This window comes from Streptomyces sp. NPDC050806, assembly GCF_055586425.1.
The window spans coordinates 391,006-416,861 of sequence record NZ_JBVJIF010000001.1 but is presented as its reverse complement, the minus strand read 5'-3'; the positions used below and the strand labels follow the sequence as shown (position 1 = coordinate 416,861).

Genomic DNA, 25,856 nt, shown 5'->3' with positions numbered 1-25,856 from the left:
ACCGGTCCCGCCGCGCCGCATTCCGCTGCCCCGCCCGCCGCTCAGCGCCGCGTTCCGGTGCCGAGGAGGGCACGCTCGTACGGGTCGTAGGTGACGCCCTGCACGGAGGTGCCGACGCCGGTGATGATCCGCTGGTGGACCAGCGGCACCACCGCGTCCGTGCCGAGGACCGCGGCCTCCGCCGCCATCGTGGCGTCCTGCCGCTTGGCGGTGTCGGCCTGACCGGCCGCCTTCGCCACGGCCGCGTCGGCCTTCTTGTCGCACAGCTGCGCAAGGTTGTAGCTGCCCTTGCAGGTGTAGTCGCTGGCGAGGATCGACACGGGGTCGCCGGTGTCGAGCATGGTGTTGCGGGCCGAGACGATCGCGTCGAACTTGCCGTCGAGCGCGTCGCTCTCCAGCCGTGCGTAGTCGCGCACCGTCAGCTGGACCTTGAAGCCCGCCTTCTCCAGCTGCTGCTGGAGCACCTGCGCGACCTCGGGCAGCTCGGGCCGGTTGTTGTACGTGGCGATGCGCAGCGTGCGGCCGCCGGGTGCCGCCGCCTCCGCCCGCCCGGACGGCTTTTCACGCTTGCCCTCCGCCCAGGTCAGCGCGGGGCCGAAGATGCCCTTGCCGGGGTCCGCGTGCCCCTCGTACACGCCCTTGGCGAGCGCGGAGGTGTCGATCGCCTTCCGTGCGGCGGCCCGCAGGCCGGCGTCGGCGAAGGCGCCCTTGCGGGTGTTGAGCAGCAGGCTCGTGGTGCGTGCGGTGCCCGTCTCGTGGACGGTCTTCTTGTCCAGGGAGGCCGCCTGGGAGACCGGAACGGCCTCGGCGATGTCGACCTCCCCGGTGCGCAGCGCGTTGGTGCGGGCCGCGCCGTCGGCGATGAACCGCGCGTCCACGCCGGACGCCTGCGCCCGGCCGCCCCAGTAGTCGTCGAAGCGGTCGAGGGACGCCCGGGTGGTGCCGGTGACCTTGGTCAGCTCGAAGGGTCCGGTGGCGGTGCCGACCGGGTCGACGGTGTCCTTCGCCCCGGCGCCGGCCTTCTTGCCGTCCTCGTACGCCTTGCCGGAGAGGACCGCAAGGCCGGGGCTGGACATCCGGAGCGGCAGCGCCGGGTCGGCGTCGGCCGTGGTGATCCGGACCTTCCGGTCCCCCGCCGCCTCGGCGGTCAGCCGCACACCGGACAGCGCGGCGGGCACGGGCTTCGCCCCGGCGGCGTGGGTGAGGGACGCCGCGACGGCCTTCGGGGTGACCGCGGATCCGTCCTGGAACGTGGCGTCGCGCAGCGTGAACAGCCAGCTGTCGCCCTTCTCACGGGTCCAGGACTCCGCGAGCGCGGGCACCGCGGTGCCGTTGGCGTCCAGCTTCGTCAGGCCCTCGGTGACGCCGAGCCGGCTGAGGAGGGTGGCGTCGGCGCCGTACGGGGAGAAGTGCTCGGCGGGCGGGAAGGCGAGGGCTGCCCGCAGCCGGTCGCCGCCCGCTGCGCCGGACGACGACCCGCCGTTGTTGGCGGCGAAGCAGCCGGAGAGCAGGGGGGCGAGCAGTACGGCGGCGGCGAACCGACGGCGACGGAGAGGGCTCATGGTCCTCGTTCTCTGCGTTACGGGGGGCGAAATTGCGTGGCGGGCGGGTGCCCCGGTCAGGACACGGGGAGCGCCGGGGTCAGGAGGCGCGGTCCGCTCCGGCCAGGGCGCGGGGTGCCGGGACGGACACCGGCAACGGCACCTCGAAGTGGACGATGCCCTGCCCGCCGTCCGGCAGCAGCCGCTCGTCGCAGACGACGGTGGCCAGCGACCGCCAGAACGGCTCGGCGCCGGTCACCGCCGGGTCCGTGTGCAGGTACACCGCGCGGTAGCCGCCCTCGGCCGCCGCGAAGTCCAGCAGCTGCCGGACCAGCAGGCGCGCGAGTCCATGGCGCCGGTGGGCGGGCTGTACGTAGATGCGGCGCAGCTGCGCGGTCTCCCCCGAGGGGAAGCGCTCGGCGATCTCGCGGGGGTTCGGCGGGTGGGCCGGGCCCCGGCAGTCGAGGGCGCCGGTCGCGACGACCGTCCCGTCCGCCTCGTCGACGGCCACCAGCAGCGTGTGCCGGCCGGGTGCGACGTAGGCCCCTTCGAGATCGATGATGTCGCGGTGCCAGCGCGGCACGTACCCCGTGCCGAAGTCCCGGTAGACCGTGTCGAGCATGACGCCACGGGCACCGTCGAGGTCGTCGGGGGTCGCCGTCCTAATGCTGTAGCCGCGCATTTGCACATCATATGCATGAGGTAAATCCGCACAGAAACCCCCACTGTACGGCTCTTTCCGCAGGCCACACTGCGGTGCCTCTTCACAGCTCGCGCAAAGGACGGGCCAAGCCTCCCCACATCGACGGGACGCAGGGTGTGAGGGCACTTGCACTTCTCCGTTCCCGTGAGGATCTCCATGCCCGTACGCAGCTCCCTGCCCGTACGCACTTCCGTGCGCAAGGCCGTCGTCCCCGCCGCCGGCCTCGGCACCCGCTTCCTGCCCGCCACGAAGGCCACGCCCAAGGAAATGCTGCCGGTCGTCGACAAGCCGGCGATCCAGTACGTCGTGGAGGAGGCGGCCGACGCGGGTCTGGGCGACGTGCTGATGGTCACCGGCCGCGGCAAGCGCGCGGTGGAGGACCACTTCGACCGGGCGCACGAGCTGGAGGAGGTGCTGGCCGCCAAGGGCGACGACGACCGGCTGGCGACCGTACGGGGTCTCTCCCGGCTGGCGCGCATGCACCATGTGCGCCAGGGCGCTCCGCTGGGGCTGGGCCACGCCGTGCTCCGCGCACGCGACCACGTGGGCCGGGAGCCGTTCGCCGTGCTGCTCGGCGACGACCTGATCGACCCGCGGGACGCGCTGCTGACGGACATGCTCGCGGTACAGGCACGGTTCGGCGGCAGTGTGCTGGCCCTCACCGAGGTCGATCCCGCGCAGACCCACCTGTACGGCTGTGCCTCGGTGGAGCGGACCGACGAGGACGGCGTCGTCCGGGTGACCGGACTGGTCGAGAAGCCGGCGCCCGGCGAGGCCCCCGGCAACTACGCGGTGATCGGGCGGTACGTGCTCGACCCGGCCGTCTTCGAGGTCCTGGAGCACACGGCTCCCGGGCGCGGCGGCGAGATCCAGCTCACCGACGCGCTCCACGAGCTGGCGGGGCGGGCGGACGGGGCGGGCGGCCCCGTGCACGCCGTGGTCTTCCGGGGCCGGCGGTACGACACCGGGGACCGCGCGTCGTACCTGCGCGCCGTCGTGCAACTGGCGTGCGGCCGGCCCGACCTGGGCCCCGGCTTCCGCTCCTGGCTGCGCGGGTTCGCCGAGACGTTGCCGGCCACGGAGCTGCCCACCGACGTCGCCGACATACCGGCCGCAGCCGCCGCCACCCACTGACCGTCCCCCTTCGAGGAAGAGCCTCTCGCCATGACCGCCCCTCCCGTTCCCGCCGCCCCGGCCGCACCCCCGCGGTCCCGGCCGGCGTCACTCCTGCTCGGCCGCCCCGACGAACCGCGCTGGTCGCGCCCCGCGCTGTGGGCCGCGCTCGTCGTCGCCGCGCTCCTGTACCTCTGGAGCACGTCCGCGAGCGACCTCAACAGCTTCTACTCCGCCGCCGTGTACAGCGGCACGCAGAGCTGGAAGGCGTGGTTCTTCGGCTCCCTCGACGCCGGGAACTTCCTGACCGTCGACAAGCCGCCGTTCGCCCTGATGGTCATGGGCCTGTCCTGCCGCATCCTGGGCTTCGGCACCTGGCAGATGCTGCTGCCGATGGTCGGCGCTGCGCTCGGCTCGATCGCCGTCCTGCACACCGCGGTGAAGCGGGCCTTCGGGCACGGCGCCGCGGCGGTGGCCGCGTTCGTCCTGGCCCTCACCCCGATCACCGTGGCGATCACCCGGGACAACAACCCCGACCCGCTGCTGGTGTTCCTGATGGTCACCGGCACCGTCCTGGCGCTCCGCGCGATACGCACCGGCCGGCTGCTGCCGCTGCTCGGCACGGCGCTCGCCCTGGGCCTGGCCTTCCACACCAAGATGCTCCAGGCGTACATCGTGGTGCCCGCCATCGCGGCGGTGTACCTGTACGCGGCCGATCTCGCTCTCGTGAAGCGGATCCGCAACCTGCTGCTCGCCGGTGTCGCCCTGGTGGCCGCCAGCGGCTGGTGGGCGCTGGCGGTACAGCTCTGGCCCGCGGACGGCCGGCCCTACATCGGCGGTTCGACGGACGGCACGGCCTGGGACCTGATCCTCGGCTACAACGGCCTGGGCCGGGTCCTCGGCGGCGAGGGCAACGGCGGAGGTGGCGGCGGAGGCGGTGGCGGTTTCTCCGGTGCCGCCGGCTGGGGCCGGATGTTCAACGAGACGCTGGGCGGCCAGATCTCCTGGCTGCTGCCCTTCGCGGGCATCGCGCTGGTCGCCGGGCTCGTGCTGCGCGGCCGGTCGCCCCGCACCGATCCCGTACGCGCCGCGCTGCTGATGTGGGGCGGCTGGACCGTCCTCCACTACCTCGTGTTCAGCCTGTCCGAGGGCACCGTGCACCCCTACTACACGACGGCCCTGGCCCCGGGCATCGCGGCGCTGTGCGGTGGTGGCGGCGCACTGCTGTTCCGGGCCTTCCGCGACAGCCGCCGCTGGATCTGGGTACTGCCCGCCGCGCTGGCCGTGACGGCGGGGTGGGCCGTGGTCCTGCTGCGCCGCGCCGCGGACTGGAACGCCTGGCTCGTGCCGGTCGTCGTGGTCCTGACGCTCGCCGCACTGGCGGGTCTCCTGGCCTTCCGCACCCCGGGCGGCGCGCGGGCGGCACGCCGTACGAAGCTGCTCGCGGTGTCGCTCGTCGTGGCGGTAGTGGCCGCGCTGGCCGGACCGGCGGCGTACGCGGCCTCGGTACCGCTCTCCTCCGGTGGCGGCGGCATGGGCGGGACCAACCCGACGGCGGGCCCGTCGACCGGCGGTACGGGCGGCCCCGGCGGCCGCGGTGGTCCCCCCTCGGGCACGAAGGGCGGCATGCCCGGTGACGCCGAGGGCGGTATGCCCTCGGGCGGTGGTGCCCCGGGTGGTGGTGCCCCGGGTGGTACGTCCGGTGGTCCGGGCGGCGCGCCCGGCGCCTCGGGCGGGTCCTCCGGTGGCAGTGGTTCCACCGGTGGCAAGGGTTCGGAGGCCGGTGGCATGCCGCAGCTTCCTGGCGGCGGTGAGTCGGACGGCCGCGCGCGCCGGGGCGGCGGCCGGGGCGGCGGCCCCGGCGGCATGGGCGACGCGGACAGCAAGATGCTCTCCTACCTGGAACGGCACCGGGACGGTGCCACCTGGCTGGCGGCCGTCTCCAACTCCCAGAGCGCCGCGTCGATGATCCTCAGCAGCAAGCAGCCCGTGCTCTCCATGTGGGGCTTTACCGGCTCGGACCGGGCGATGACCGTGGCCACGCTGAAGTCCCTCGTCAAGGCCGGCAAGCTGCACTACGTGCTGGTCGGCGGCGGCATGGGCGGTGGCCCCGGCGGCGGCAACAGCCTCTCCACCGAGGTCAACGCCTGGGTCAAGAAGCACGGCACGGCGGTGCAGGCGTCCGAGTACGGCGGGAGTACCTCCTCCGGTACGGACGACGGCACGAACAGCGGCACGGACAACGGCACGAACAACAGCCAGACGCTGTACCGGCTGGACGCGGCCGGTATCGGCTGACGCCCCGCCCGGCCCCGGTCCCGACGACCCACTCGGCCCCCTCCGGCCGCCCCTGACGCACCGTCAGTGACTGGAGGGGGCCGGCGTACGTACCGGAAAGTTCTCAGGCGATCCGTGCCGCCACCAGCTCCGCGGCCTTGGCGACCATCGGGTTCTTCGCGGGCCCCGCGGCGTCGTAGGTGGTGGAGAGCACGGACAGCGCGAGCGGTGCGCCGTGCGGAGGCCACACCACTCCCACGTCGTTGGCGACACCGTAGTCCGAACCGCCGCCGGTCTTGTCCGCCAGCACCCAGTCGGCGGGGAGACCGGCGCGGAAACGCTCGGTGTTGGTGGTGTTGGCGACCAGCCAGCCGGTGAGCCGCTCGCGGTCCGGCGGGGTGAGCGCGCGCCCCAGGAGGAGCCGGGCGTAGGTAGTCCCGACGGCCCGCGGGCTGGTGATGTCGGTCCGCCGCCAGGGCTCGGCGGAGTTCAGTTCGGGCTCCCACCGGTCCAGCCGGGTGACGCCGTCCCCGACCGAGCGGCAGAACCGGGTGATCGCCGTCGGGCCGCCCAGCTCGCGGAGGAGGAGGTTCGCTGCGGCGTTGTCGCTCTCGCCGACCGTGGCGGCGCACAGTTCGCCGACGGTCATGCCGCCCGCCAGGTTCTCGGGCTTTCCGGTGACGGGCGTGTGCCCCGCCTTCTCGACCTCGCCGCGGGTGTAGTGGATGCGCCGGGCGAGGAACTCGCCGTCGCGGTCGAGGTCGCGCAGGACGGCGGCCGCGGCGAGCCCCTTGAAGACCGAACACATCGGGAAGCGTTCGTCCGCGCGGTACCGCACCGTGCGGCCCGTGGCCATGTTGCGGGCGAACACTCCGAGACGGGCCGCGTACTGCTCTTCGAGCGCCTGCAACTGCCCGGTGATTCCGTCTGCCCGCCCGGCGCGGGGTCCGCCGGCGTACGCCGTGCCGCTCGCGGGCAGGGCGGCGGCCAGTGCTGTTCCGGCGCCGAGAGCCAGCACCGTACGACGGGACGGACGCGTTCTGGTGGTTTCCACGTTCCTACTCTCCTCTGTGCCTCTGTGCCTCTGTGCCTCTGTGTGCGGCAACGCCGCGTGCAGCAACTGGTGTGCGGCAGCTCTGTGTGCGGCAACTCTGTGCGACAGGCTTGCGGGCTCAGCCGATGTTCTTCAGGAACCGCGCCGCGACCGGGCCGGCGTCCGAGCCGCCGGACCCGCCGTCCTCCAGGAACACCGCCCAGGCCAGGTCGGATCCGCCCTGGTAGCCGATCATCCAGGCGTGAGTGTGCGGGGGTTTCTCGGTACCGAACTCCGCGGTGCCGGTCTTGGCGTGCGGTGCGCCCGGCAGGTCCTTCAGGGCGTGTCCCGAGCCCGAGGTGACCGTGGCGCGCATCATCTTCCGCAGGTCGCCGGCCACTTCCGCATCGAGCTGCTCCGGAGCCCGGTACCGCTTCTTCACCGCGTCCGGCACCAGCACGGGCTGCTCGAAGGACCCCTGCTTGACGGTGGCCGCGATGGACGCCATGACCAGCGGTGACGCCTGGACGCGGGCCTGGCCGATGGCCGCGGCGGCCTTGTCGTTGCCACTCGTGGCGGCAGGGACACTGCCGTCGTACGTCGAGATGCCCACGTCCCAGCTGCCGCCGATGCCGAAAGCCCGCGCGGTGTCGCGGAGCGACGTGCCGGAGAGCTTGCCGGCGGCGTCGACGAAGAAGGTGTTGCAGGACCGGGCGAAGGCATCCTGGAACGTGGCGTCGTCCGGCAGGGTGAACAGGTCCTGGTTCTCGAAGCGCTGGCCGTCGACGCGGGCGTACTTCGGGCACGCCGCCGGGTCCGCGGGACGCAGGCCCCCCTTCAGCAGCGCCGCCGCGGTGACGACCTTGAAGGTGGAACCGGGCGGATAGCGCCCCGCCAGCGCACGGTTCAGCCCACCGGGCTTGTTCGCGGCCGCCAGGACATGCCCGTTGCGCGGGTCGACAGCGACGATGGCCGCCTTCTTGGAGACCCCGGACAGCGCCTCGGCCGCCGCCCGCTGCACGCGCGGGTCGATGGTGGTCCGTACGGGACGGCCCTTGGCGGCCTTCACCGCGGTGAGCGTCTTCACCGGCTGTCCGCTCGCACGGTCCACGATCACCAAGGACTTCGTCGGCCCCTTGCCCCCGGAGAGGCGGGCGTCGTACCGCGCTTCGAGGCCGGAGGTGCCCTTGCCGGTGGCCTCGTCGACGGTGCCGACGAGCGAGGCGGCCTCCAGCGGGTCGCCGTCCTTGTCCAGCACCTTCGCGCGGGTGTTCCGGGTCTTGAGGGCGAGCGTCTGGCCGGACTTCATCTTCGGGTGAACCATCGGCGTCGTGAACTCCACCGTCCACCGGCCGGACGTCTGCCGCAGGCGGGCCTGCGCGTCCCACCGGACGGGCCCGGCGCCCGGTATCTCCATCGCCACCGTGAAGGGGAGGCGCACTTCCCCGTCCCGCTCCTTCGCCCCGCCGCCCGGGGTGACCTCGGTCGCGGACGGGGCGAGGTTCGTCATGACGGACGTGAGGAGCGACCGGGCGGCGTCCGGGCTGTCGGTGTACGCGGCGGCCTTGCGTGCCTCGCCGTCCTCCCAGGCTCCGGCGAACCGCTCGAACCGGGCGGTGGCGGCGACCACCTGCGGGTCCTCCGCGCCACGGTCCGCCAGCAGGAAGTGGTAGCCGACCCCCACTCCGCCGCCCAGGACCAGCAGGGCGGCGACGCCTCCGTACAGCCGTCGGCGACTCCGCCGCCGATCGTGAAGGCCCGGTTCCCCCGGAAGATTCAGGTACGTCATGTGGCTCCCTCCGCTGTGCCAGGACACCCGCGACGAGCACGTCCCTCCCCCGTGGCGTCACGCCTCGGAGTCAACCCGCGGCCACCGTCCATGTCGAATATGCTTTTGCGCCAAGAACGATTCGCAGGAGATATCAGCGCACGCCACGGGGGCAGAATGCTGACGGAACGACACTTGGAAATCTTCGTCGCACTGGCCGAAGAGGAGCACTTCGGCGCCGCGGCACAACGAGTGGGGATCACCCAGCCGCCACTGTCCCAGGGCCTGCGACGGCTGGAGGCGCTGCTCGGAGTACGCCTCTTCGACCGCAACCGCGGCGTCGCCCTCACCGACGAGGGCTCCCTGCTGCTGCCGCACGCGCGCCGGGCGCTCGCCGCGCTCTCCGAACTGCGCGAGATCGGAGCCCGGGAGCACGCCGACGGCCGGCGGCTCCGGCTCGGCCTGGCCCCCGAGGTGCCCGCGCGGCTCACCGCCGCCGTGGCCGCCGCGCCGGTACGGGCCGGCGAGCAGACCCGCATCGGCGTGCTGACCGCGCCGACCGCCACACTGCTGTCCGACGTCGCGGCGGGCCGGCTGGACCTCGCGGTGATCCGGCATCCGGCGGTGCTGGACGGGCTGGCCGCCGGCCGGGTGGTCATCTTCCCGACCTGGCTCCTCTCCCCCGAAGACCACGACAGCGGAGCGTCCGGCGGTACGCCCCGGCGGCTGCCCGTCGCCGTGAGACCGCGCGAGGAGGCGCCGGCGGCCCACGACCTGTTCATCGACACACTGGCCAGCCGCGGGCGGCGGGTGGAGACCGTCGTGGTGTCCGACGAGCGCGCCGGCCTCGCCCTCGTGGCCGCCGGGCAGGCGGTACTGGTCACCGCCGACGACACACTGACCGCCGAGGGCGTCGAGCGGCGCCCGGCCACGGATCCGGCGCTGCCGTTGCGGCTCCGGGTGGTGTGGGACCCCCGGCGGCCCGACGCCGCGGAGACGGCGGACACGGCTCAGCTGCTGGTGGACACGCTCGCCCGGCAGGCCGCGAAGTGAGCGCGGCGCGGCGGAGCGGCGGCGCGGCGCGCACGATCCGCGAGATGTTCGCCGACGCCGGTGTGCGCGGCTGGCTGCACGTGGCGGAGCTGCACCGCCCCGAGGCACGGGTGACCATCGACCCCGACGAGCCGGTCCCCATGGGCTCCGTCTACAAGGTGCCGCTGATGGCGGCCTTCTGCCGGCTGGCGGACGCCGGGGAGATCGATCCGGGCCGACGGATCACCCTGGACCCGTCGCACCGGGTCGCCGGTCCCACCGGCATCTCCATCCTTCAGGACCCCGTCACGATGTCGCTGCGCGACCTGGTCGTCCTCATGATGACCATCTCGGACAACACGGCGGCCGACGCGGTGCTCCGTGCCGTCGGCACCACGGTGGTCGACGAGGTCTGCCGCGAGCTGGGCCTGCCGGACACCCGTATCCTCGGCGGCGTCGCGGGCACCTGGGCCCGGCTGGTCGACGAGACCGGCACCGCATCGCTGGCCGCCGCCATGGAGCGCATCTCCAGCAACGACACGACCGCGCCGGCCGGCGTCTACGACCCGGTGTCCAAGGCCTCCACCACACCGTCGGACATGGCGCGGCTGCTGCGGGCGATCTGGACCGGCGAGGCGGCCTCCCCCGAGCGCTGCGCGTTCATGCGCGACGTGATGGGGAGGCAGCCGTGGCGGCACCGGCTCGCCTCCGGCTTCCCGTACGACGACGTGACCGTGTCGGGGAAGACCGGCACGTTCGGCCAGATGCGGCACGAGGCCGGGGTCGTCGAACTCGCCGACGGCAGCACGTACACCGCCGTGGTCTTCACCCAGGCGGCGCGCGCCGACAGCACCCTCCCCCGCGCCGACGCGGTCATCGGCGCCGCTGCCCGCACTGCCGTGGAGGAACTGCGCGGCAAGGAGGGCACGTGACCGGGGCGGCAGCGGCAGTCCCTCCGCGTTTCCTGGCAGGGCCCCTCCCTCTCCCCGCCGAGGAGATCGTCTCCCGGGGAGGAATCCCCCCAAGGACCTCCGCGGCAAAGGCCCCTCCCCCACCTCCACCGCACATCTCCCGAAGCTACCGCCCGCCACTGACAATCGATGCGCGCCGCCGAGCCGCGGCCGAGCGGGCTTCCGAAAAGGCCGGCGGGGCGCCGCCTGCCCGGGGAATTCGGGCAAGTGGCGCCCCGGTACGGCTCTTCAGCCGGTGGGCACAGGGCTCAGAGGTCGGACTTGAAGAGCAGGCGGTTCGGGGTGCCGCTCGGGTTGCTGATCACGTTGGGCGTGGCGTTGTTGATCAGCCAGGTGTTCAGGGCCGAGGAAGCGGTGTCGCCCTTGCTCGACTTGTACAGGGCCGCGACGCCCGCCACGTGCGGGGAGGCCATCGAGGTGCCGCTCATCTGGGTGGTGCCGCCGCCGAGGCGGGTGGAAGTGACGGAGACGCCGGGCGCGAACAGGTCCGTGCAGCTCCCGTAGTTGCTGAACGACGCCTTGCGGTCGGCGCTGTCCGAGGCCGCGATGCTGATGACGCCCGGGGCGCTGGCGGGCGAGGTGTTGCAGGCGTCCGCGTTGTCGTTGCCGGCGGCGACGGAGAGGAAGACGCCGGAGTTGTTCAGCGCCGCGGCCGCGTCGTTCACCGCGGAGGAGTAGCCGCCGCCGAGCGAGGCGTTGGCGACGGCGGGCTTGGTGGCGTTGTTACGGACCCAGTCGAACCCGGCGATGATGCCCGAGTAGGAGCCGGACCCGTTGCAGTCCAGCACCCTGACACCGCGCAGCTGTACGCCCTTGGCGACCCCGTACGTGGTGCTGCCCACCGTGCCGGCCACGTGCGTGCCGTGCCCGTTGCAGTCCTGCCCGTTGCCGCCGAACGCGTCGTAGACGTTGCGGGCCCGGCCGCCGAAGTCGGGGTGGGTGGTGTCGATGCCGGTGTCGATGATGTACGCGGTGACGCCGGAGCCGTTGCGGTTGTAGGTGTAGGTGCCGTTCAGCGGGCGGTTGCGCTGATCGATGCGGTCCAGGCCCCAGGTGGCGTTGGTCTGCGTCGCGGCGGCGGTGACCTTCTGGTCCTCCTCTATCGCCTGCACGGAGGGGTCGCTGCGGAGGTCGGCAAGCTGGTCGGCGGAGAGCTTCGCGGCGAAGCCGTTGAGGACCTTCTTGTAGAGGTGGTTCGCTCTGATGTCCTCTCTGCCCGCCAGGGCGCCGGGCGCCACGCCGGGCTTGAGGGTGACGATGTAGGTGCCCTTGATGACCTTGCTGTCCGGAGCCTGTTCCACGGTCACGAGCCGGGGGGAGGTGTCCTGGCCCGAGGCGACCGCGGTGCCGGCGGCGGGGACGACGGCCGCGGGCAGTGCCAGCAGCAGCGCGGCGAGGTGGGAGCGCTTCATGGGAGCGGCAGACCTTTCCTACGAGGGGGGTGCCGTCACGCCCGGCCGGTGGGCCGGGCGGGGCGGGACTCACCCTCCGCCCGCCGCTCGCTCCGAACAATCCGTAGTTCGCTGGGTAGTACCGCCTATTCCTCCGGCAGCGGCCGCTCTCCCGGCAGATGTTCCAGCGTCGCCGCCATGTCGGTGCGCCGGGCGACGTCGGTCAGCGCGCGGGCCATGACCGAACCGGGCTCGCGGGCGGTGAGGACCAGGCCGATGGGCGCGGTGCGGACCGGTTCGACCAGCGGTACGGCCCGCAAGCCGGGCGGCATGTCGAAGACGCGGAGCCAGGCGCGCGGCACGATGCCGGCCCACCGGCCGGTCCGGACGTGCGCGTACACGGAGGCGATGGAGTCGGTCTCCACCTGGGGCGCGGCACGGACCCCGGCGTCGGCGAACACCTCGTCGAGCACCCGGCGCCCCTGCATGCCGGTGCTGAGCAGGCAGAGCGGCAGGGTGGCGGCGGCCGCCCAGGACACGGTGGCCGAGGCCGCCGCCGGGTGCGCCGCGCCGGTCAGCAGTACGTAACGCTCGCGGTAGAGCGGCACGGTGCGGAACTGGTCCGAGATGTCCTCGGTCAGGTACGTCACGCCGGCGTCGAGCTCGAAGTTCTCCAGCCGGCCGAGGATGTCCCGGGAGCGCAGGTCGGAGGCGATGCGCACGTCGACCAGCGGGTGGGCCGAGCAGAACGGCTCGACGAGGAGCGCGACGGCGGCCGAGGCGGTGGGGACGCAGCCGATGCGCAGTTCCCCGCTCAGCCCGGTGCGCAGCGCCTGCACCTCGTAGGTGAGTGCGTCGCGGTCGGCGAGGATGCGCTGTGCCCACAGCACGACGCGCTCGCCCTCGGGGGTGAGGCCCTCGTACTTGCGGCCCCGCCGGATCAGGGGGACGTCGAGTTCCTCCTCCAGTTTGCGGATCGCCTCCGACAGCGCGGGCTGGGAGACGTAGCAGGACTGCGCGGCACGGGCGAAGTGGCGTTCGCGCGAGAGGGCGACCAGGTATTCGAGCTGGCGGAAGAGCACCGCACCGGTCTACACCGGCCGGACCCGATTCGCCAATCAGGCCCCGGTCGGTTCCAGGCGTACCACCACGCTCTTCGACGTCGGTGTGTTGCTGATGTCGGCGACGCTGTCCAGTGGCACCAGGACGTTGGTCTCCGGGTAGTACGCGGCGGCGGATCCGGGTGTGGTCGGGTACGGGATGACCCGGAACGCGGGCGCGCGCCGTTCGGCGCCGTCCCGCCAGACGCTGACCAGATCCACCTCGTCGCGGTCGGCCAGGCCCAGTGCCGTCAGGTCGGCGGGGTTGACGAGGACGACGCGGCGGGCGTTGTGGATGCCCCGGTAGCGGTCGTTCATGGCGTACGGGATGGTGTTCCACTGGTCGTGGGAGCGGAGTGTCTGGAGCAGGAGGTGGCCTTCGGGTACCTGCGGCGCCTCGAAGTCGTTGCGGGTGAAGACGGCCTTGCCGCTGGGGGTGGGGAAGACGCCTTCGTTGACCGGGTTGGGCAGCCGGAAGCCGCCGGGTTCGGCCACGCGGGCGTTGAAGTCGTGGAAGCCGGGGATGACGCGGGAGATCCGGTCGCGGATGGTGCTGTAGTCCCGCTCGAACTCCTCCCAGGGGATGTCCGGGCTGTCGCCGAGGGTCCGGCGGGCCAGCCTGCCGATGATGGCGACCTCGCTGAGCAGGTGCTCCGAGGCGGGTGCGAGCCGGCCGCGGGAGGCGTGCACCTCGCTCATGGAGTCCTCGACCGTGATGAACTGCTCGACGCCGTCCTGGATGTCGCGGTCGCTGCGGCCGAGTGTGGGCAGGATGAGGGCCGTTTCTCCGCAGACGGCGTGGGAGCGGTTCAGCTTGGTCGAGATGTGCGCGGTGAGGGAGCAGCTGCGCATCGCCCGTTCGGTGACGTCGCTGTCGGGGGTGGCCCGGACGAAGTTGCCGGCGACGCCGAGGAAGAACTTGGCGCGGCCGTCGCGCATGGCGCGGATCGCGTCCACCGAGTCCAGGCCGTGCTCGGTCGGCGGGGTGAAGCCGAATTCGCGCTCCAGGGCGTCGAGGAACCGCTGCGGCATCCGTTCCCAGATGCCCATGGTGCGGTCGCCCTGGACGTTACTGTGGCCGCGTACGGGGCAGACGCCGGCGCCGGGGCGGCCGATGTTGCCGCGGAGCAGCAGGAAGTCGACCACTTCGCGGATGGTGGGTACGCCGTGCTTGTGCTGGGTGAGTCCCATCGCCCAGCAGACGATGATCTTCTTGCTGGCCAGGACCGTCTCGTGGACCCCGTCGATCTCCTCGCGGCTCAGGCCGGTCGCGTCGAGGATGTCGTCCCAGGCGACCTTGCGGGCGTGTTCGGCGAAGTCGGCGAAGCCGGTGGTGTGGCGTGCGATGAAGTCGTGGTCGAGGACGGTGCCGGGTGCGGCGTCCTCGGCCTCCAGGAGCAGCCGGTTGAGTCCTTGGAAGAGGGCGAGGTCGCCGCCGGGCCGGATCTGCAGGAAGCGGTCGGCGATCTCGGTGCCGCGGCCGATGACGCCGCGGGCCTTCTGGGGGTGCTTGAAGCGCAGCAGGCCGGCTTCGGGCAGCGGGTTCACGGCGATGACGTGTCCGCCGTTGCGCTTGGTCTCCTCCAGCGCGGAGAGCATCCGGGGGTGGTTGGTGCCGGGGTTCTGGCCGACGACGAAGACCAGGTCGGCCTCGTAGAGGTCCTGGAGGCTGACGCTGCCCTTGCCGATGCCGAGTGTCTCGTTCAGTGCGCTGCCGCTGGACTCGTGGCACATGTTGGAGCAGTCGGGCAGGTTGTTGGTGCCGAAGGCGCGGACGAAGAGCTGGAGGAGGAAGGCGGCCTCGTTGTTGAGCCGGCCCGAGGTGTAGAAGAGCGCTTCGTCGGGTGAGTCCAGGGCGCGCAGTTCCGTGGCGAGGAGGTCGAAGGCCTCGTCCCAGCCGATCGGTTCGTAGTGGTCGGCGCCGGGGCGCTTGACCATGGGCTCGGTGAGGCGGCCCTGCTGGTTGAGCCAGTAGTCGGACTTTTCGGCCAGTTCGGAGATCGGGTGCTGCCGGAAGAAGTCGGCGGTGACGCGGCGGCTGGTGGCCTCGTCGGCGATGTGCTTGGCGCCGTTCTCGCAGTACTCGTTCTTGTGGCGCTCCTTGGCCCCGGGCTCGGGCCAGGCGCAGCCGGGGCAGTCGAACCCCTTGGCCTGGTTGATGTTGAGCAGGGTGAGCGCGGTGCGGCGGGGGGAGGTCTGGCCGAGGGCGTACTTCAGCGCGTGTGCCACGGCCGGTGCGCCGGTCGCCCATGTCTTGGGCGGGGTGACCGCCAGTCCCTCGTCCGTCGGGTCCTCGTCGGCACGCATTGCCTGACCTCGCTTTCCCTGCCCGGGCACGCCCGCGCCACCGCTTCGACGCCGGTTCGCGCCGCGCCGGTACGGGCGCGGCGGTCCGGTGGGATCAGCTTCCGTCAGTCCTGCGGAGGCGTCAAAGACGGCTTGGTTATCGATCAATAGGCCGTACTTATCGCGCGGTCGTGGGCGGCCCGGGGTGGCGGCCGGGGCTCGGGGTGTTCAGCTCCGCAGATGGTTCAGTACGGAGCGGACCGCGTGGCGGACGGCGTTCCGTGCCTGCTCGGTGTGGTCGATCGTCTCGAACCCGTGGTGGCCGTCGGGTATGTCCACGATCTCGACGTCGGCCGCGCACGCCTCGGCGGCGGCCAGGAACTCCTCGACGGTGGCGGCGATCTCGGGGACCTCCTGCCCGACCCGTGTCAGTACGAAGGGCAGCCGTCCCGCCGACCGGATCGCGTCCGCCGGGCGGAACCGTGGCCCGGTGATTCCCCAGCTCGGCGGCGGCATCAGGACCGGGTAGGTGGCGGCCACGCAGCGCAGCCACGGCGGGGGCGCCGCGAGCCAGTCAGCCGACAGCGGGCCGCCGCCGGAGAAGAACCACAGTGCGACGCGGTCTTCGTCGACGCGCGGATCGGCGCGTACGAGGGCGACGGCGTCGGCGATGTCCTCGGCGGCGCGCGCGTAGTCCGTGAGGTCGTGCAGCCGGTGGTCCACCGTCACGCCGACCGCTCCCTGCTCCGCCACGTACCGGCCGTAGCCGGTGAACGACGGCCAGTCCCGCGGTGTCGGCCGCAGCCCGGCCGGTACCGGGCCGCCGTGGACGAAGACCACGGCGGGGTGCGGCCCGTCGGCGTCCGGCGGGTACAGGTCGACGCGCCCCGTCCGCTCGCGGGGCCGTTCCGGTACGTCCAGGAGGAAGGGGCGGAGGTGGCCGGGGCGGGTGTCGTCCGGCGCGGACAGCCGGTGGCCCTCGCCCGCTGCGGCGCCGAGCAGCGCCTCGGCCAGTTCGCCGGGTGCGGAGAGCATCGGCCAGTGGCCGGTGGCCAGCTCGAAGAAGGTGACCTCGGCGTCGACGAGCGCCATCAGCGTGGGCTCGCCGAGCCGCAGCACCTGCTCGACCATGGCGATGCTCGACCCGTTGGCGGTGCAGAGGATGCCGGTCGCCGGCAGTGCGGCGGCGGCCTCGGTCAGCCGGAGCGGCTGGGTGAGGGTGCCCGGCGGCTGCGGTGCCGCGCGGTCGGCGAGGCGGGCGAGCGCGGCCTCGGGCACGCCCTCGGTGCTGCCCCAGCGGTGCCATGCGCCGGGCGCGGGCGGCGGCACGAGCCGGTCGTCGCCGGCCGGCCCGGTCGCCTGCGCCAGCCGGTCGCGGACGTTCTGGTCGGGCACCAGCTTGAGCGCCGGGTCGCCGTCCCGGGGCATGCCCGCGTCCAGGTGGACGATCCTTGCGATGCGTTCCGGGCGGTGTCCGGCGGCGCCCAGTACGGGGTGGATGCCGTAGCAGTGGCCGACGAGCACCACCTCGCTCGCCCCGGCCCGGTCGATCAGCGCCACCACGTCCTGGATGTGCGTCTCCAGGTCGGTGTCCGGTCCCGCCTCGTGGCGGCGGTCGCCCATGCCGGTCAGCGTCGCCGAGTGGACTTCGGCGCCCGACTCCCGCAGCCTGTCCGCCACTTCCCGCCATACCCAGTCGCCGGTGTGGGCGCCCGGCACCAGGATGAATGCCGTCATGTTGGTCTCCTCGCATACCGTGCGTCCGCGAGACCGCCCCCGTAGGCCGTCCGCGCTCGCGGGTACCGTAGGAACTCCCCCTGAGGGAGGTTCAAGCGTGACTGTTGAGTCGTTCGAGTTCTCCGAGGCCCCCGGCCCGGCGCCGTCGCCCGAAGCGGCCGACGGCAGGTGGAGCATCGGCGAGCTGGCCGAACATGCGGGCGTCACCGTCAAGGCCGTCCGCTTCTACTCCGACCGCGGCCTGCTGCCCGAGGCGGCGCGCAGCGCCGGGGGGCATCGCCGGTACGGGCCCGAGGCGCTCGACCGGCTCCGGCTGATCCGCTCCCTGCGCACTCTTGACCTGCCGGTACCGGACGTCGGCCGGGTCCTGGACCGGGAGGACGCGCTGGAGGACGTCATCGCGGGGCAGCTGCGGGAGGTCGGCTCGCGGCTGGCCGCCCTGCGCTGGCGCGAGGCCGCCCTGCATCTGCTGCGGGACTGCGCCCCGGCGGAACGGGCCGACCGGCTGCGGCTGATCGGCGCCGTGTCCGCGCCGCCGGACACGGCAGCGCTGGCCCGCTTCTGGCGGCGCTGGCTGCCGCCGCGGCTCCCTGCCCGGCTGACCTCCGCGATCCTCGACCACTCGGTGCCGCAGCCGCCGACGGACCCGGCGCCGGACCAGGTGCTGGCCTTCGCCCGGCTGTACGCCTTCGTCTCCGGCCCCTGCCCCGGGACGGGCATCGCGCACTGCCAGCCCGCGGCGCACCGGCCCGACGAGGGCTACCGCCCGGCCGTCCTCTATGAGGGGCTCATCGAGGCGTACGGGCTGGCCGCCGCCGACATCCAGGGGCGACGGGCGCCGTACGGGGGCGAGGCGCTGGACTGCTTCGTCGACGCCTACGCCCGTTCTCGTGGCACGCGGGACTCGCCGGCCTTCCGCCGGGTGCTCAGCGGTCAGCTCGCCGCCGACCCGCGTATCGACCACTACTGGCGGCTCACGGCGGAGGTGACCGGCCCGGCGGCGCCGCCGACGCCGGGCGTCATCCACGACTGGCTGCGCGCCGCTCTGGACTCCGGGAGCGCCGTTCCGGCCGCCTGAGCGGGAGCGTCACCCGGCGTCCGTGGTGCGGGACGCCGGGTCCTGCGCTGCGGCCGCCCTGCTCAGCAGGGTCCGCAGCTCGGCCAGGGCGGCTTCGGTGTCCGCCCGGTCGCCCAGGGTCAGCTGGTGCAGGACGAGCCCGTCCAGGGCGGCGAAGACCAGCCGGGCGAGCGCGGAGCCCGGCTGGTACGGCAGCATCCGGGCCAGTTCGCGTTCGGAGGCGTCGAAGTAGCCGTCGTACAGGTTCCGTACCTGGGGCAGCAGCTCCGGGCGGCGCCGCGCTTCGAGCAGCAGCTCGTACTGGAACGCCTGGAGGTCGGGGCCCGATTCGACCATCCCGGAGACCCCCGAAGCGAAGTCGTCCGGTTCGCCGGTGCCGGGCTCCAGCAGGCTGCTGCGCAGGCTCTGCCGTACGACGTACCCCAGCGCCTCCTCGATCAGGGCGTCGCGGGAGCCGAAGTGGTGGACGACCAGGCCGTGCGTGACGCCGGCCTCCTCGGCGACCGCGCGGTAGGTGAGTTTGCGCAGTCCGCCGCGGGCGACGACGCGGACGGCGGCGTTGAGGAGGGCGTCGCGGCCCTCGCCGTACCCACGGCGGCTGCGGCGACGGCCGGTCCCCTTGGCTGCTTCCGTCATGCCGGCCACCCTATCCGCAGGTCACGGGGGGCCGTACGGCCCGAGGGAGCCGCCCGGAGGGCTCGCGCGCGAGCGGAAGCGGGGCCCTCCGGGCGGGTACCGGGCAGGGTGTCAGCCCCGCTTCGGCGGGCGGATGCCGCGGAACTCCCAGTCGCCGCCGAGGGCCGTGGAGAGGACCTCCTCGGATTCGGTGGGCTGGGCGCCGACGTCGGTGCGGATCGCGGCCGGGCCGGTGACGATGTGGTTGGTCAGCCGGCCCAGGCCCTCGGCCTCGACCTCCACGACGTCGCCGGGCCGCACGGGCCGGGAGTTGGCGGGCGTACCGGAGAGCAGGACGTCACCGGGGTACAGGGTGATGGTGCGGGCGATGTCGGCGACGAGGTAGTGCATGTCCCACGCCATCTCGTCGGTCGAGCCGTCCTGGACCGGTTCGCCGTTGACGTAGGTGCGGAGGTACTTGCCGCGGAAGTCCCAGTCGGTGACCAGGCCGGGACCGAGCGGGCAGAGGGTGTCGGAGCCCTTGACGCGGAGCATCGAGCCGGCGTCGGTGTCGCGGAAGTCGTGCAGGCCGTAGTCGTTGGCGACGGTGTAGCCCGCGATGTACTCCCCGGCGTCGGCCGGGGCGATGTTGCGCGCGGTCCGCCCGATCACGATGGCGACCTCGCCCTCGTAGTTGAGCCACTTGCAGCCCTCGGGCCGGACGACGGCGCCCCGGTGGGAGTTGAGCGCCGAGGTGGGCTTGTGGAAGTACGTGGGGGTCGCGGGCAGCTGGATCTGGAACTCCTCGACCCGGCTGCGGTGGTTGAGGTGGACCGCGACGACCTTGGAGGGGACGGCCGGCGGCAGGTGCTGGGCCTCCTCGATCTTGACGCGGCGGCCGTCACCGGCGACCAGTTCCTCGCCCTCGCGGACGGTCTGGACGGCGGCGCCGTCGAGGAGGATGCGGCGGTACTCAGGCATGGGTGGTCTCCTTGGTGGGGCGGGGCGCGGTCCAGCCGCCTTCGGGGCGGTCGAACCACAGGTGGACCTGGCCGGTGCCGACGGAGTTCTCGTACTCCCCGTACTGCCGGCCGCGGGCGGTGCAGGCCGCCTCGCCCAGGGCGCCGGCCATCATCAGGTAGTGGAAGAACTTGGCCTCGGGCTTGAAGCGCCAGAACTCCGGCATGGTGCGCAGCACTTCGTCGTGGTGGCCGTCCTTGAACCAGGCGATGCGCTCTTCGTCGGCGGCGCGTGCCTCGGGGGTGAAGAGGTGGGACGGGTCGCTGGCCTCGTGGTCGCGGAGCTGGCGGAGCGGCCAGAAGGTGTGGGAGAGGGCGCCGGAGGCGATGAGCAGGACCTTGCGGCCCTCGGTGGCGGCGATGCCGTCGGCCAGGGCGCGGCCCAGCCGGAGGTGGTCCTCCATGTCGCCGGTCTGGCAGACGCCGATGCTCACCCACTTCTTCTCCGGCAGGCCCTCGCCGAGGTACTTCCACAGGTTGGTGGTGGCGTAGTAGATCGGGAGGTAGGAGTCGTCGACGGGGGTGATCCAGGTGCCGTGCTTGTCGGCGAACTGTGCGATGTTGTGGGCCAGTTCGGGGTCGCCGGGGAAGTCGTACGGCATCCGGCACATGCCGCGCGGGAGCTCCTCGGAGGTGAAGAGGCCGGCCCGGCGGTGGTGGGCGGTGACGACGAATTCGACGGTGGTGGCCCAGTGGGAGTCCAGGACCACGACGGTGTCGTAGTCGGCGGTCTCGAAGACGTCCTCGCGGAGCTGCCGGAGGCCGGTGACGAGGGTGATCTCCTTGCCCTCGTTCAGCTCCCGCCGGGTCTCCTCGGGCAGCACGATGGTGGGGACGTGGGCGAGGAGTCCGGCTCCGACGATCTCACCCATGGTCCTTCCATCCCTTCGGCGCGGTGACGGTGTTCTTCAGGTCGCAGTAGAAGTCGAAGCTCCAGGTGCCGCCCTCGCGGCCGATGCCGGACTCCCGGGAGCCGCCGAAGGGCGCCTGGAGGTCGCGGACGAAGAAGCAGTTGACCCAGACGGTGCCGGCGACCAGCTGTCCGGTGACCCGTTCGGCGCGCTCGGGGTCGCCGGTGGCGAGGGTGGCGGCGAGGCCGAAGCGGGTGTCGTTGGCGAGCCGGACCGCTTCCTCCTCCGTCTCGAAGGTCTGCAGGGTCAGGACCGGGCCGAAGACCTCCTCCTGGACGATCTCGCTGTCCTGCGCGACGTCGGTGAGGAGGGTCGGCTCGTAGTACTGGCCGTCCTTGCGGTGTCCGCCGACGACCGTGCGCGCCCCGGCGGCGACCGCCCGCCGTACGAAGCCGTCGATCTTCTCCAGCTGGCGGGGGTGGATGTTGGGGCCGAGGTCGGTGGCCTGCTCACGCGGGTCTCCCTGGCGGAGCTGCCCGGCCTTCTCGGTGAAGCGGCGGGTGAACTCCTCGGCGACCGAGGACTCCACCAGGAGGCGGGTGGCGGCCAGGCAGACCTGCCCCGCGTTGTCGTACTGCTCGACGGCGAGGTCGACGGCCAGGTCCAGGTCGGCGTCGGCGAAGACCAGCAGCGGGGACTTGCCGCCCAGTTCGAAGCTGGCAGGGGTGAGGTGTGCGGCGGCCGCCGCGGCGATGGTCTTCGCGGTCGGCACCGAGCCGGTGAAGCTGATGCGCCGTACGCCGGGGTGCGAGACGAGGGCGCTGCCCGCTTCCGGGCCGTAGCCCTGGACGACGTTGAGGACGCCGGCCGGCAGCCCGGCCTCGTGGGCGATGTCGGCGAGGAGGGAGGCGGTGAGCGGGGTCCACTCGGCGGGCTTGAGAATCACGGTGTTGCCCGCGGCGAGGGCCGGTGCGATCTTCCAGCTCGCGAGCATGAGCGGTGCGTTCCACGGCGTGATCAGTACGCAGGGGCCCGCCGGGTCCCAGGAGACGTGGTTGGTGTGGCCCTTTGTCTCGAAGTCCTCGTGTTCCAGCTTCAGCAGCCGGTCGGCGAAGAAGCGGAAGTTGTGCGCGACGCGGGGCATCACGCCGCGGCGGTGCGAGCGCAGCAGCGCTCCGTTGTCGGTGGTCTCGACGATCGCCAGGTCCTCGATGCGCTTCTCGACGCCGTCGGCGACGGCGTGCAGGATGCGGGCGCGTTCGGCGCGCGGGGTGGCGGCCCAGCCGGGGAACGCCTCCTGCGCCGCGGCGACGGCGGCCTCGGCCTCGGTGGCCGTGCCGCGGGCGAGGTCGCCGAGGTGTGCGCCGTCGATGGGCGAGACGTCGGCGAAGGTCTCGTCGGAGGCGACGCGCCGGCCGCCGATCCAGTGCCGGGTGTCGACGGTGACCCCGGCGACGGTGGTGAGGTGTGCGGGCATGTCCGGTCTCCCAGGTGTCAGGTTCGGGTCGTCACTCGGCCGTCGATGTGCCGGACTCCAGGAGGGTGCCGCCGTTCCAGACGACACCGACCTGGCGGTAGTACGCGGCGATCGGCTCGCGGATCTCCAGCCGGGCCAGCTCCTCGGTGGGGGCCTCGAACAGTTCCAGTTCGGCCTCGCCGCGCCAGGCCGGGCCGGCCTCGAAGGACGCGGCGCCGGACTCGATCAGCTCGTCGAGGGCGAGGCCCTTGCCCGGTTCGATCGACGGCAGCCAGCGGTGGTGTGCCATCGGGTGGCCGTTGACGAAGCCGCCCGTCTCCGACGGCCCGCGCAGTGTCACGACGGCCTGGGCGAGCCGTCGGTCGGCCGCCGCGAGCGTGGCGCCGAAGCGGGCGCCCGCCTCGATGCGCGGCGCGGGCCCGTAGGGGTGGGGGCGGGTCTGGTGGATCGAGCCGAGCTTCTTCGGGTAGCCCTGGTGAAGGCCGCGGGCGATGGCGAAGTCCTTGTCGACCCAGATGTACACACAACGCGAGTACGTACGGCCCTTGTAGGAGCAGCGGACGACCGCGAAGGCCTCCTTGTACTGGGCGCGCACGGGGTCGAGCAACTCCTCGCCGGAGGCGGCGCAGGACTGCCAGTCGGCCCAGATGAGGGCGACGGCGCCGGGGTCCTCGTCGGCGAGTCCGAGCGGTTCGGGCAGCAGTTCGCGGACGCGGGCCGGATCGGTGCGGTACTCGACGGTGAGGAGGTCGCCGGAGTAGTGCCATGGGGGCGAGGGGATGAGCGAGGCGGAACCGGTCGCCGTCTTGGGGTGGAAGTAGCCGCGGACGCTGGCCATGGTGGTCGGTCTCCTTCAGGCGTGCTGGGTGCTGGGGGCCGGCTGCTCGAGCAGCTCGGCGCGGTGGCGGGCGGCGGCGCCCGTTGCGGCGGGACCGCCGAGCGCGAGGACGCCGACCGGGTTGCCGCCGGCGTGGTAGCCGAGGACGACGTCTCCTTCGGGGTCGCCTTCCAGGACGCGTACGTCGGCGAGTCCGAGGGAGGGGGCGCCGAAGGACTGGAGCCGGAAGTCGTGCTGGTCGCTCCAGAAGGTGGGGAACGGCGCGAAGGGCGTGGGGTCGGGCTCGGTACCGGCCAGGTGGGCGGCGAGTGTCTTCGCGGCGCGCTTGGCGGTGTCGCCGGGGATGGACCAGTGTTCGACGCGGCGCGGGACGGCGTCGTAGCGGGCGTTGGGGAAGCGGGCGACGTCGCCGACGGCGACGACGTACGGCAGGCCGCCGACGCGCAGCAGTGCGTCGGTGAGCACGCCGTCGGTCAGGTCCAGGCCGTTGCCGTCGAGCCACTCGGTGTTGGCGGCCGAGCCGACCGCCTCGACGACGACGTCGGCCGGGAGGGTCCGGCCGTCGTCGAGGTCGACGCCGGTGACGTGGTCCTCGCCCGCGAAGGCGGTGACGCCGGTGCCGAGGGCGAAGCGTACGCCACGCTCCTCGTGCCGCCGGCGCAGCAGGCGGGCCGGCAGTTCGCCGAGCGGGCGCAGCATCGGCAGCGGTTCGGGGTCGACGACGGTGACCTCGGTGGCGCCGAGGCCGACCGCGGTGGCGGCGACCTCGCAGCCGATGAAGCCGGCACCGACCACGACGACCCGGGCGCCGGGCCGGGTCAGCGCCGAGCGCAGGCCCTGGGCGTCGGTGAGGGTACGGACGGTGTGGCGGCCGGCGGCCGGCCCTGGACAGCGCAGCCGCCGGGGCCGCGTGCCGGTGGCGATCACCAGGCCGTCGAAGTCCAGCCGTTCGCCGTCGGCCAGCTCCACGGTCCGCTCGGCGAGCCGGGCGGCGGTCACTCCCGTACCGAGGCGCCATTCGGCGTCCGCGACGCTCGCGCGGGGCCGGAAGGCCAGTGACTCGAACGGCGCCCTGCCGGCGAGGACTTCCTTGGAGAGCGGCGGCCGGTTGTACGGCATGTGCGGTTCGTCGCCGACCAGGGTGAGCGCGCCGGTCCAGCCCGCGGCGCGCAGCTGCTCGGCGGCGCGCAGGCCGGCCATGGCGGCGCCGGCGACCACGATACGGGGGCTCATCCGGTCAGTCCTCGATCCGGATGGCCTGGAGGGGGCAGACGTCGGCGGCTTCCTCGACGTCCTCGCGCAGCGCGTCGTCCGGGTCGCTGACGTACGCGAGCCGTCCGCCCTCGTCGAGCCGGAAGACCTCGGGCGCCGCGAAGACGCACTGGCCGTGGTCCTGGCACTTGTTCATGTCGACGACGACCTTCATGGCCGGCCCTCCTGAGGATGCGAATACCGAACTCGTTTGACCTCAAACAAGGTAGGGAGCGCCCGACCCCGGGTCAAGAGCTATCCGCATGGATAAATTTTTGCCGCCCGCCTCTTGCGGTCCCCCGGGACGCTCCCTACCGTTTGGCTTCAAATGAGGCACGGGTTCCCCAGCGCGACCCCGGTCCCACTCCCCCCGCCACCGTTCCCGCCCCTCTGAGGAGACACTGGTGAGCGCTCACGAATCCCCCCAGGTCCGGCAGCACATGGACCGCCTGGCCGCCGACGGCGTCGACGTGGTCCGGGTGACCTATCCCGACCTCATCGGCACCGACCGCGCCCGCGACGTCCTGCTCGAACACCTCCCCACCGCTTGCGAACACGGCCTCGCCTTCTGCCGGGCCGTCTACCACACGAGCCCGCAGGGCGACGTCGTCGAGGTCGAGGGGGGCCTGGACGCCGGACTGCCGGACATCTCCGTACACCCCGACCTGAGCACGCTCACCCCGCTGCCCTGGGAGCCGGGCGTCGCCACGTGCCTGGGCGACGTGATCGACCCCGCCACCGGCTCTCCCGCCCCCGAATCACCCCGTGACCTGCTGCGCAACGTGCTCGACCAGTGCGCCGGCGAAGGTCTGGCCCCCGTCGTCGGGCCCGAGCTGGAGTACTTCCTCTGCGACCCGGCCCCCGAGTCCCCCACCGGCTGGAAGCGCTACGCCGAGGCGCCCGGCAACGTCTACACCGCGGGCCGCCGCGGCGACCCCGACGGCCACCTCCTGCGCACCCTCCGCCAGCTGCGCGGACTGGGCATCGGCGCCAGCATGGGCAACCACGAGTTCAGCAGCGGCCAGTTCGAGATCAACCTCACCCACTCGGCAGCCCTCGACGCCGCCGACCGGGCCTTCCGCTTCAAATCCGCCGTCAAGGAACTCGCCCGCGCCGAAGGCCGGCTGGCCACGTTCATGGCCAAGCCGTTCGCCGACGAGGGCGGCTCCGGCTTCCACGTCCACGTCTCCTGTCCGGACGCCGACGGGCACAACACCTTCGACGACCCGGGCGCACCGCACGGGCTCTCCACCACCGCCCGGCACGCCATCGCCGGCGTCCTCGCGCACGCCCCCGCGCTGACCGCACTGCTCAACCCCACGGTCAACTCCTACAAGCGGTTCGGCCCCGACACCCTCGCCCCCTGGCTGATCGACTGGGGCCTGGACAACCGCAGCGCCATGGTCCGCGTCCCGCCCGAGCGCGGCGCCGGCACCCGCTTCGAACTGCGCCTCGCCGACGCGAGCGCCAATCCGTACCTGCTGCTCGCGGGCACCCTCGCGGCCGCCCTGCTCGGCGTGCGCGCCGGCCAGGAGCCGCCCGCACCCCTGGAGGGCTACGGCTACGACACCGCCCGGGCCGCGACCCTGCCGATGACGCTGCCCGCGGCGCTCGACGCCCTGGAGGCCGACACCGCGCTCACCGAGGTCCTCGGCAAGGGCTTCACCGCCGCGTTCCTCGCCTACAAGCGGGACGAGGTCCAGCGCTTCCAGCGGCACGTCACGGACTGGGAGTTCACCGAGTACGCCTACCACCTGTGACACGGCCGCCCCGAC

At 73.0% G+C, this 25,856-nt stretch carries 21 protein-coding genes; 6 read left to right on the top strand and 15 right to left on the bottom strand.

The annotated features are described in order from the left end of the window. Positions 1-41 precede the first annotated feature (41 nt). Both ACZ6WH_RS01885 and ACZ6WH_RS01880 read right to left on the bottom strand, forming a co-directional pair. Positions 42-1,562: an ABC transporter substrate-binding protein gene (locus ACZ6WH_RS01885; protein WP_469725238.1), complete on the bottom strand. Its 1,521-nt coding sequence runs from the start codon at positions 1,560-1,562 to the stop codon at positions 42-44. A 79-nt stretch (positions 1,563-1,641) separates the two neighbouring features. Then, positions 1,642-2,223 carry a GNAT family N-acetyltransferase gene (locus ACZ6WH_RS01880; RefSeq protein WP_469725237.1) on the bottom strand — a complete coding sequence of 194 codons (582 nt, stop codon included), beginning with the start codon at positions 2,221-2,223 and terminating at the stop codon, positions 1,642-1,644. Between the two features lie 177 nt (positions 2,224-2,400). Here ACZ6WH_RS01880 and ACZ6WH_RS01875 point away from each other — a divergent pair, with 177 nt between their 5' ends. Then, positions 2,401-3,378 (top strand): UTP--glucose-1-phosphate uridylyltransferase, encoded by a 978-nt coding sequence (locus ACZ6WH_RS01875; RefSeq protein ID WP_469725236.1) that lies wholly within the window; start codon positions 2,401-2,403, stop codon positions 3,376-3,378. A gap of 30 nt (positions 3,379-3,408) precedes the next feature. Next, entirely contained in the window at positions 3,409-5,655 is a 2,247-nt protein-coding gene (locus tag ACZ6WH_RS01870) for an ArnT family glycosyltransferase (protein WP_469725234.1), read from the top strand. A 103-nt stretch (positions 5,656-5,758) separates the two neighbouring features. Here ACZ6WH_RS01870 and bla read toward each other — a convergent pair whose 3' ends face one another. Then, positions 5,759-6,688, bottom strand: coding sequence for a class A beta-lactamase (bla, locus tag ACZ6WH_RS01865; RefSeq protein ID WP_469725232.1), 930 nt, complete (start codon positions 6,686-6,688; stop codon positions 5,759-5,761). A gap of 118 nt (positions 6,689-6,806) precedes the next feature. After that, complete coding sequence (locus tag ACZ6WH_RS01860; RefSeq protein ID WP_469725231.1) at positions 6,807-8,456, bottom strand: penicillin-binding transpeptidase domain-containing protein; 1,650 nt, start codon at positions 8,454-8,456, stop codon at positions 6,807-6,809. 174 nt (positions 8,457-8,630) lie between these two features. Here ACZ6WH_RS01860 and ACZ6WH_RS01855 point away from each other — a divergent pair, with 174 nt between their 5' ends. Next, complete coding sequence (locus ACZ6WH_RS01855; RefSeq protein WP_469725229.1) at positions 8,631-9,488, top strand: LysR family transcriptional regulator; 858 nt, start codon at positions 8,631-8,633, stop codon at positions 9,486-9,488. A gap of 44 nt (positions 9,489-9,532) precedes the next feature. Then, the gene (locus tag ACZ6WH_RS01850) at positions 9,533-10,399 is read left to right on the top strand and encodes a serine hydrolase (RefSeq protein ID WP_469725228.1); all 867 of its coding nucleotides are present in this window, start codon (positions 9,533-9,535) and stop codon (positions 10,397-10,399) included. A 287-nt stretch (positions 10,400-10,686) separates the two neighbouring features. Here ACZ6WH_RS01850 and ACZ6WH_RS01845 read toward each other — a convergent pair whose 3' ends face one another. The 4 genes from ACZ6WH_RS01845 to ACZ6WH_RS01830 all read right to left on the bottom strand — a co-directional run bounded on the left by ACZ6WH_RS01845 (position 10,687) and on the right by ACZ6WH_RS01830 (position 16,952). Continuing rightward, a complete protein-coding gene (locus tag ACZ6WH_RS01845) occupies positions 10,687-11,850 on the bottom strand; it encodes a S8 family peptidase (protein WP_469725227.1) in 1,164 nt (387 codons plus the stop codon). Between the two features lie 125 nt (positions 11,851-11,975). Beyond that, a complete protein-coding gene (locus ACZ6WH_RS01840) occupies positions 11,976-12,911 on the bottom strand; it encodes a LysR family transcriptional regulator (RefSeq protein WP_469725225.1) in 936 nt (311 codons plus the stop codon). Positions 12,912-12,947: 36 nt separating this feature from the next. Next, entirely contained in the window at positions 12,948-15,236 is a 2,289-nt protein-coding gene (locus tag ACZ6WH_RS01835) for an FdhF/YdeP family oxidoreductase (RefSeq protein ID WP_469725223.1), read from the bottom strand. 207 nt (positions 15,237-15,443) lie between these two features. Further along, positions 15,444-16,952: an alpha/beta hydrolase gene (locus tag ACZ6WH_RS01830; RefSeq protein ID WP_469725222.1), complete on the bottom strand. Its 1,509-nt coding sequence runs from the start codon at positions 16,950-16,952 to the stop codon at positions 15,444-15,446. 97 nt (positions 16,953-17,049) lie between these two features. Between ACZ6WH_RS01830 and ACZ6WH_RS01825 the strand changes: the two genes are divergently transcribed. Further along, complete coding sequence (locus ACZ6WH_RS01825) at positions 17,050-18,030, top strand: helix-turn-helix domain-containing protein (RefSeq protein WP_469725221.1); 981 nt, start codon at positions 17,050-17,052, stop codon at positions 18,028-18,030. A 9-nt stretch (positions 18,031-18,039) separates the two neighbouring features. On the opposite strand, the gene ACZ6WH_RS01820 is transcribed toward ACZ6WH_RS01825, so the two are convergent. The 7 genes from ACZ6WH_RS01820 to ACZ6WH_RS01790 form a co-directional block, all read right to left on the bottom strand. Continuing rightward, a complete protein-coding gene (locus tag ACZ6WH_RS01820; protein WP_469725220.1) occupies positions 18,040-18,666 on the bottom strand; it encodes a TetR/AcrR family transcriptional regulator in 627 nt (208 codons plus the stop codon). Between the two features lie 111 nt (positions 18,667-18,777). After that, positions 18,778-19,626, bottom strand: coding sequence for a fumarylacetoacetate hydrolase family protein (locus ACZ6WH_RS01815; protein WP_469725219.1), 849 nt, complete (start codon positions 19,624-19,626; stop codon positions 18,778-18,780). Then, positions 19,619-20,536, bottom strand: a complete 918-nt coding sequence (locus ACZ6WH_RS01810) for a 3,4-dihydroxyphenylacetate 2,3-dioxygenase (RefSeq protein WP_469725218.1) — start codon at positions 20,534-20,536, stop codon at positions 19,619-19,621. The genes ACZ6WH_RS01815 and ACZ6WH_RS01810 overlap by 8 nt, the downstream gene beginning before the upstream one ends. Beyond that, on the bottom strand, positions 20,529-21,992 hold the full coding sequence (locus ACZ6WH_RS01805) for an aldehyde dehydrogenase (protein ID WP_469725216.1): 1,464 nt from the start codon (positions 21,990-21,992) through the stop codon (positions 20,529-20,531). The genes ACZ6WH_RS01810 and ACZ6WH_RS01805 overlap by 8 nt, the downstream gene beginning before the upstream one ends. Positions 21,993-22,023: 31 nt before the next feature. Next, a complete protein-coding gene (locus ACZ6WH_RS01800) occupies positions 22,024-22,830 on the bottom strand; it encodes an acetoacetate decarboxylase family protein (RefSeq protein ID WP_469725214.1) in 807 nt (268 codons plus the stop codon). A 15-nt stretch (positions 22,831-22,845) separates the two neighbouring features. After that, positions 22,846-24,063, bottom strand: coding sequence for an NAD(P)/FAD-dependent oxidoreductase (locus tag ACZ6WH_RS01795; RefSeq protein WP_469725212.1), 1,218 nt, complete (start codon positions 24,061-24,063; stop codon positions 22,846-22,848). A 4-nt stretch (positions 24,064-24,067) separates the two neighbouring features. Continuing rightward, on the bottom strand, positions 24,068-24,256 hold the full coding sequence (locus tag ACZ6WH_RS01790) for a ferredoxin (RefSeq protein WP_399712217.1): 189 nt from the start codon (positions 24,254-24,256) through the stop codon (positions 24,068-24,070). Positions 24,257-24,485: 229 nt separating this feature from the next. Here ACZ6WH_RS01790 and ACZ6WH_RS01785 point away from each other — a divergent pair, with 229 nt between their 5' ends. After that, the gene (locus tag ACZ6WH_RS01785) at positions 24,486-25,841 is read left to right on the top strand and encodes a glutamine synthetase family protein (RefSeq protein ID WP_469725211.1); all 1,356 of its coding nucleotides are present in this window, start codon (positions 24,486-24,488) and stop codon (positions 25,839-25,841) included. Positions 25,842-25,856 lie beyond the last annotated feature (15 nt).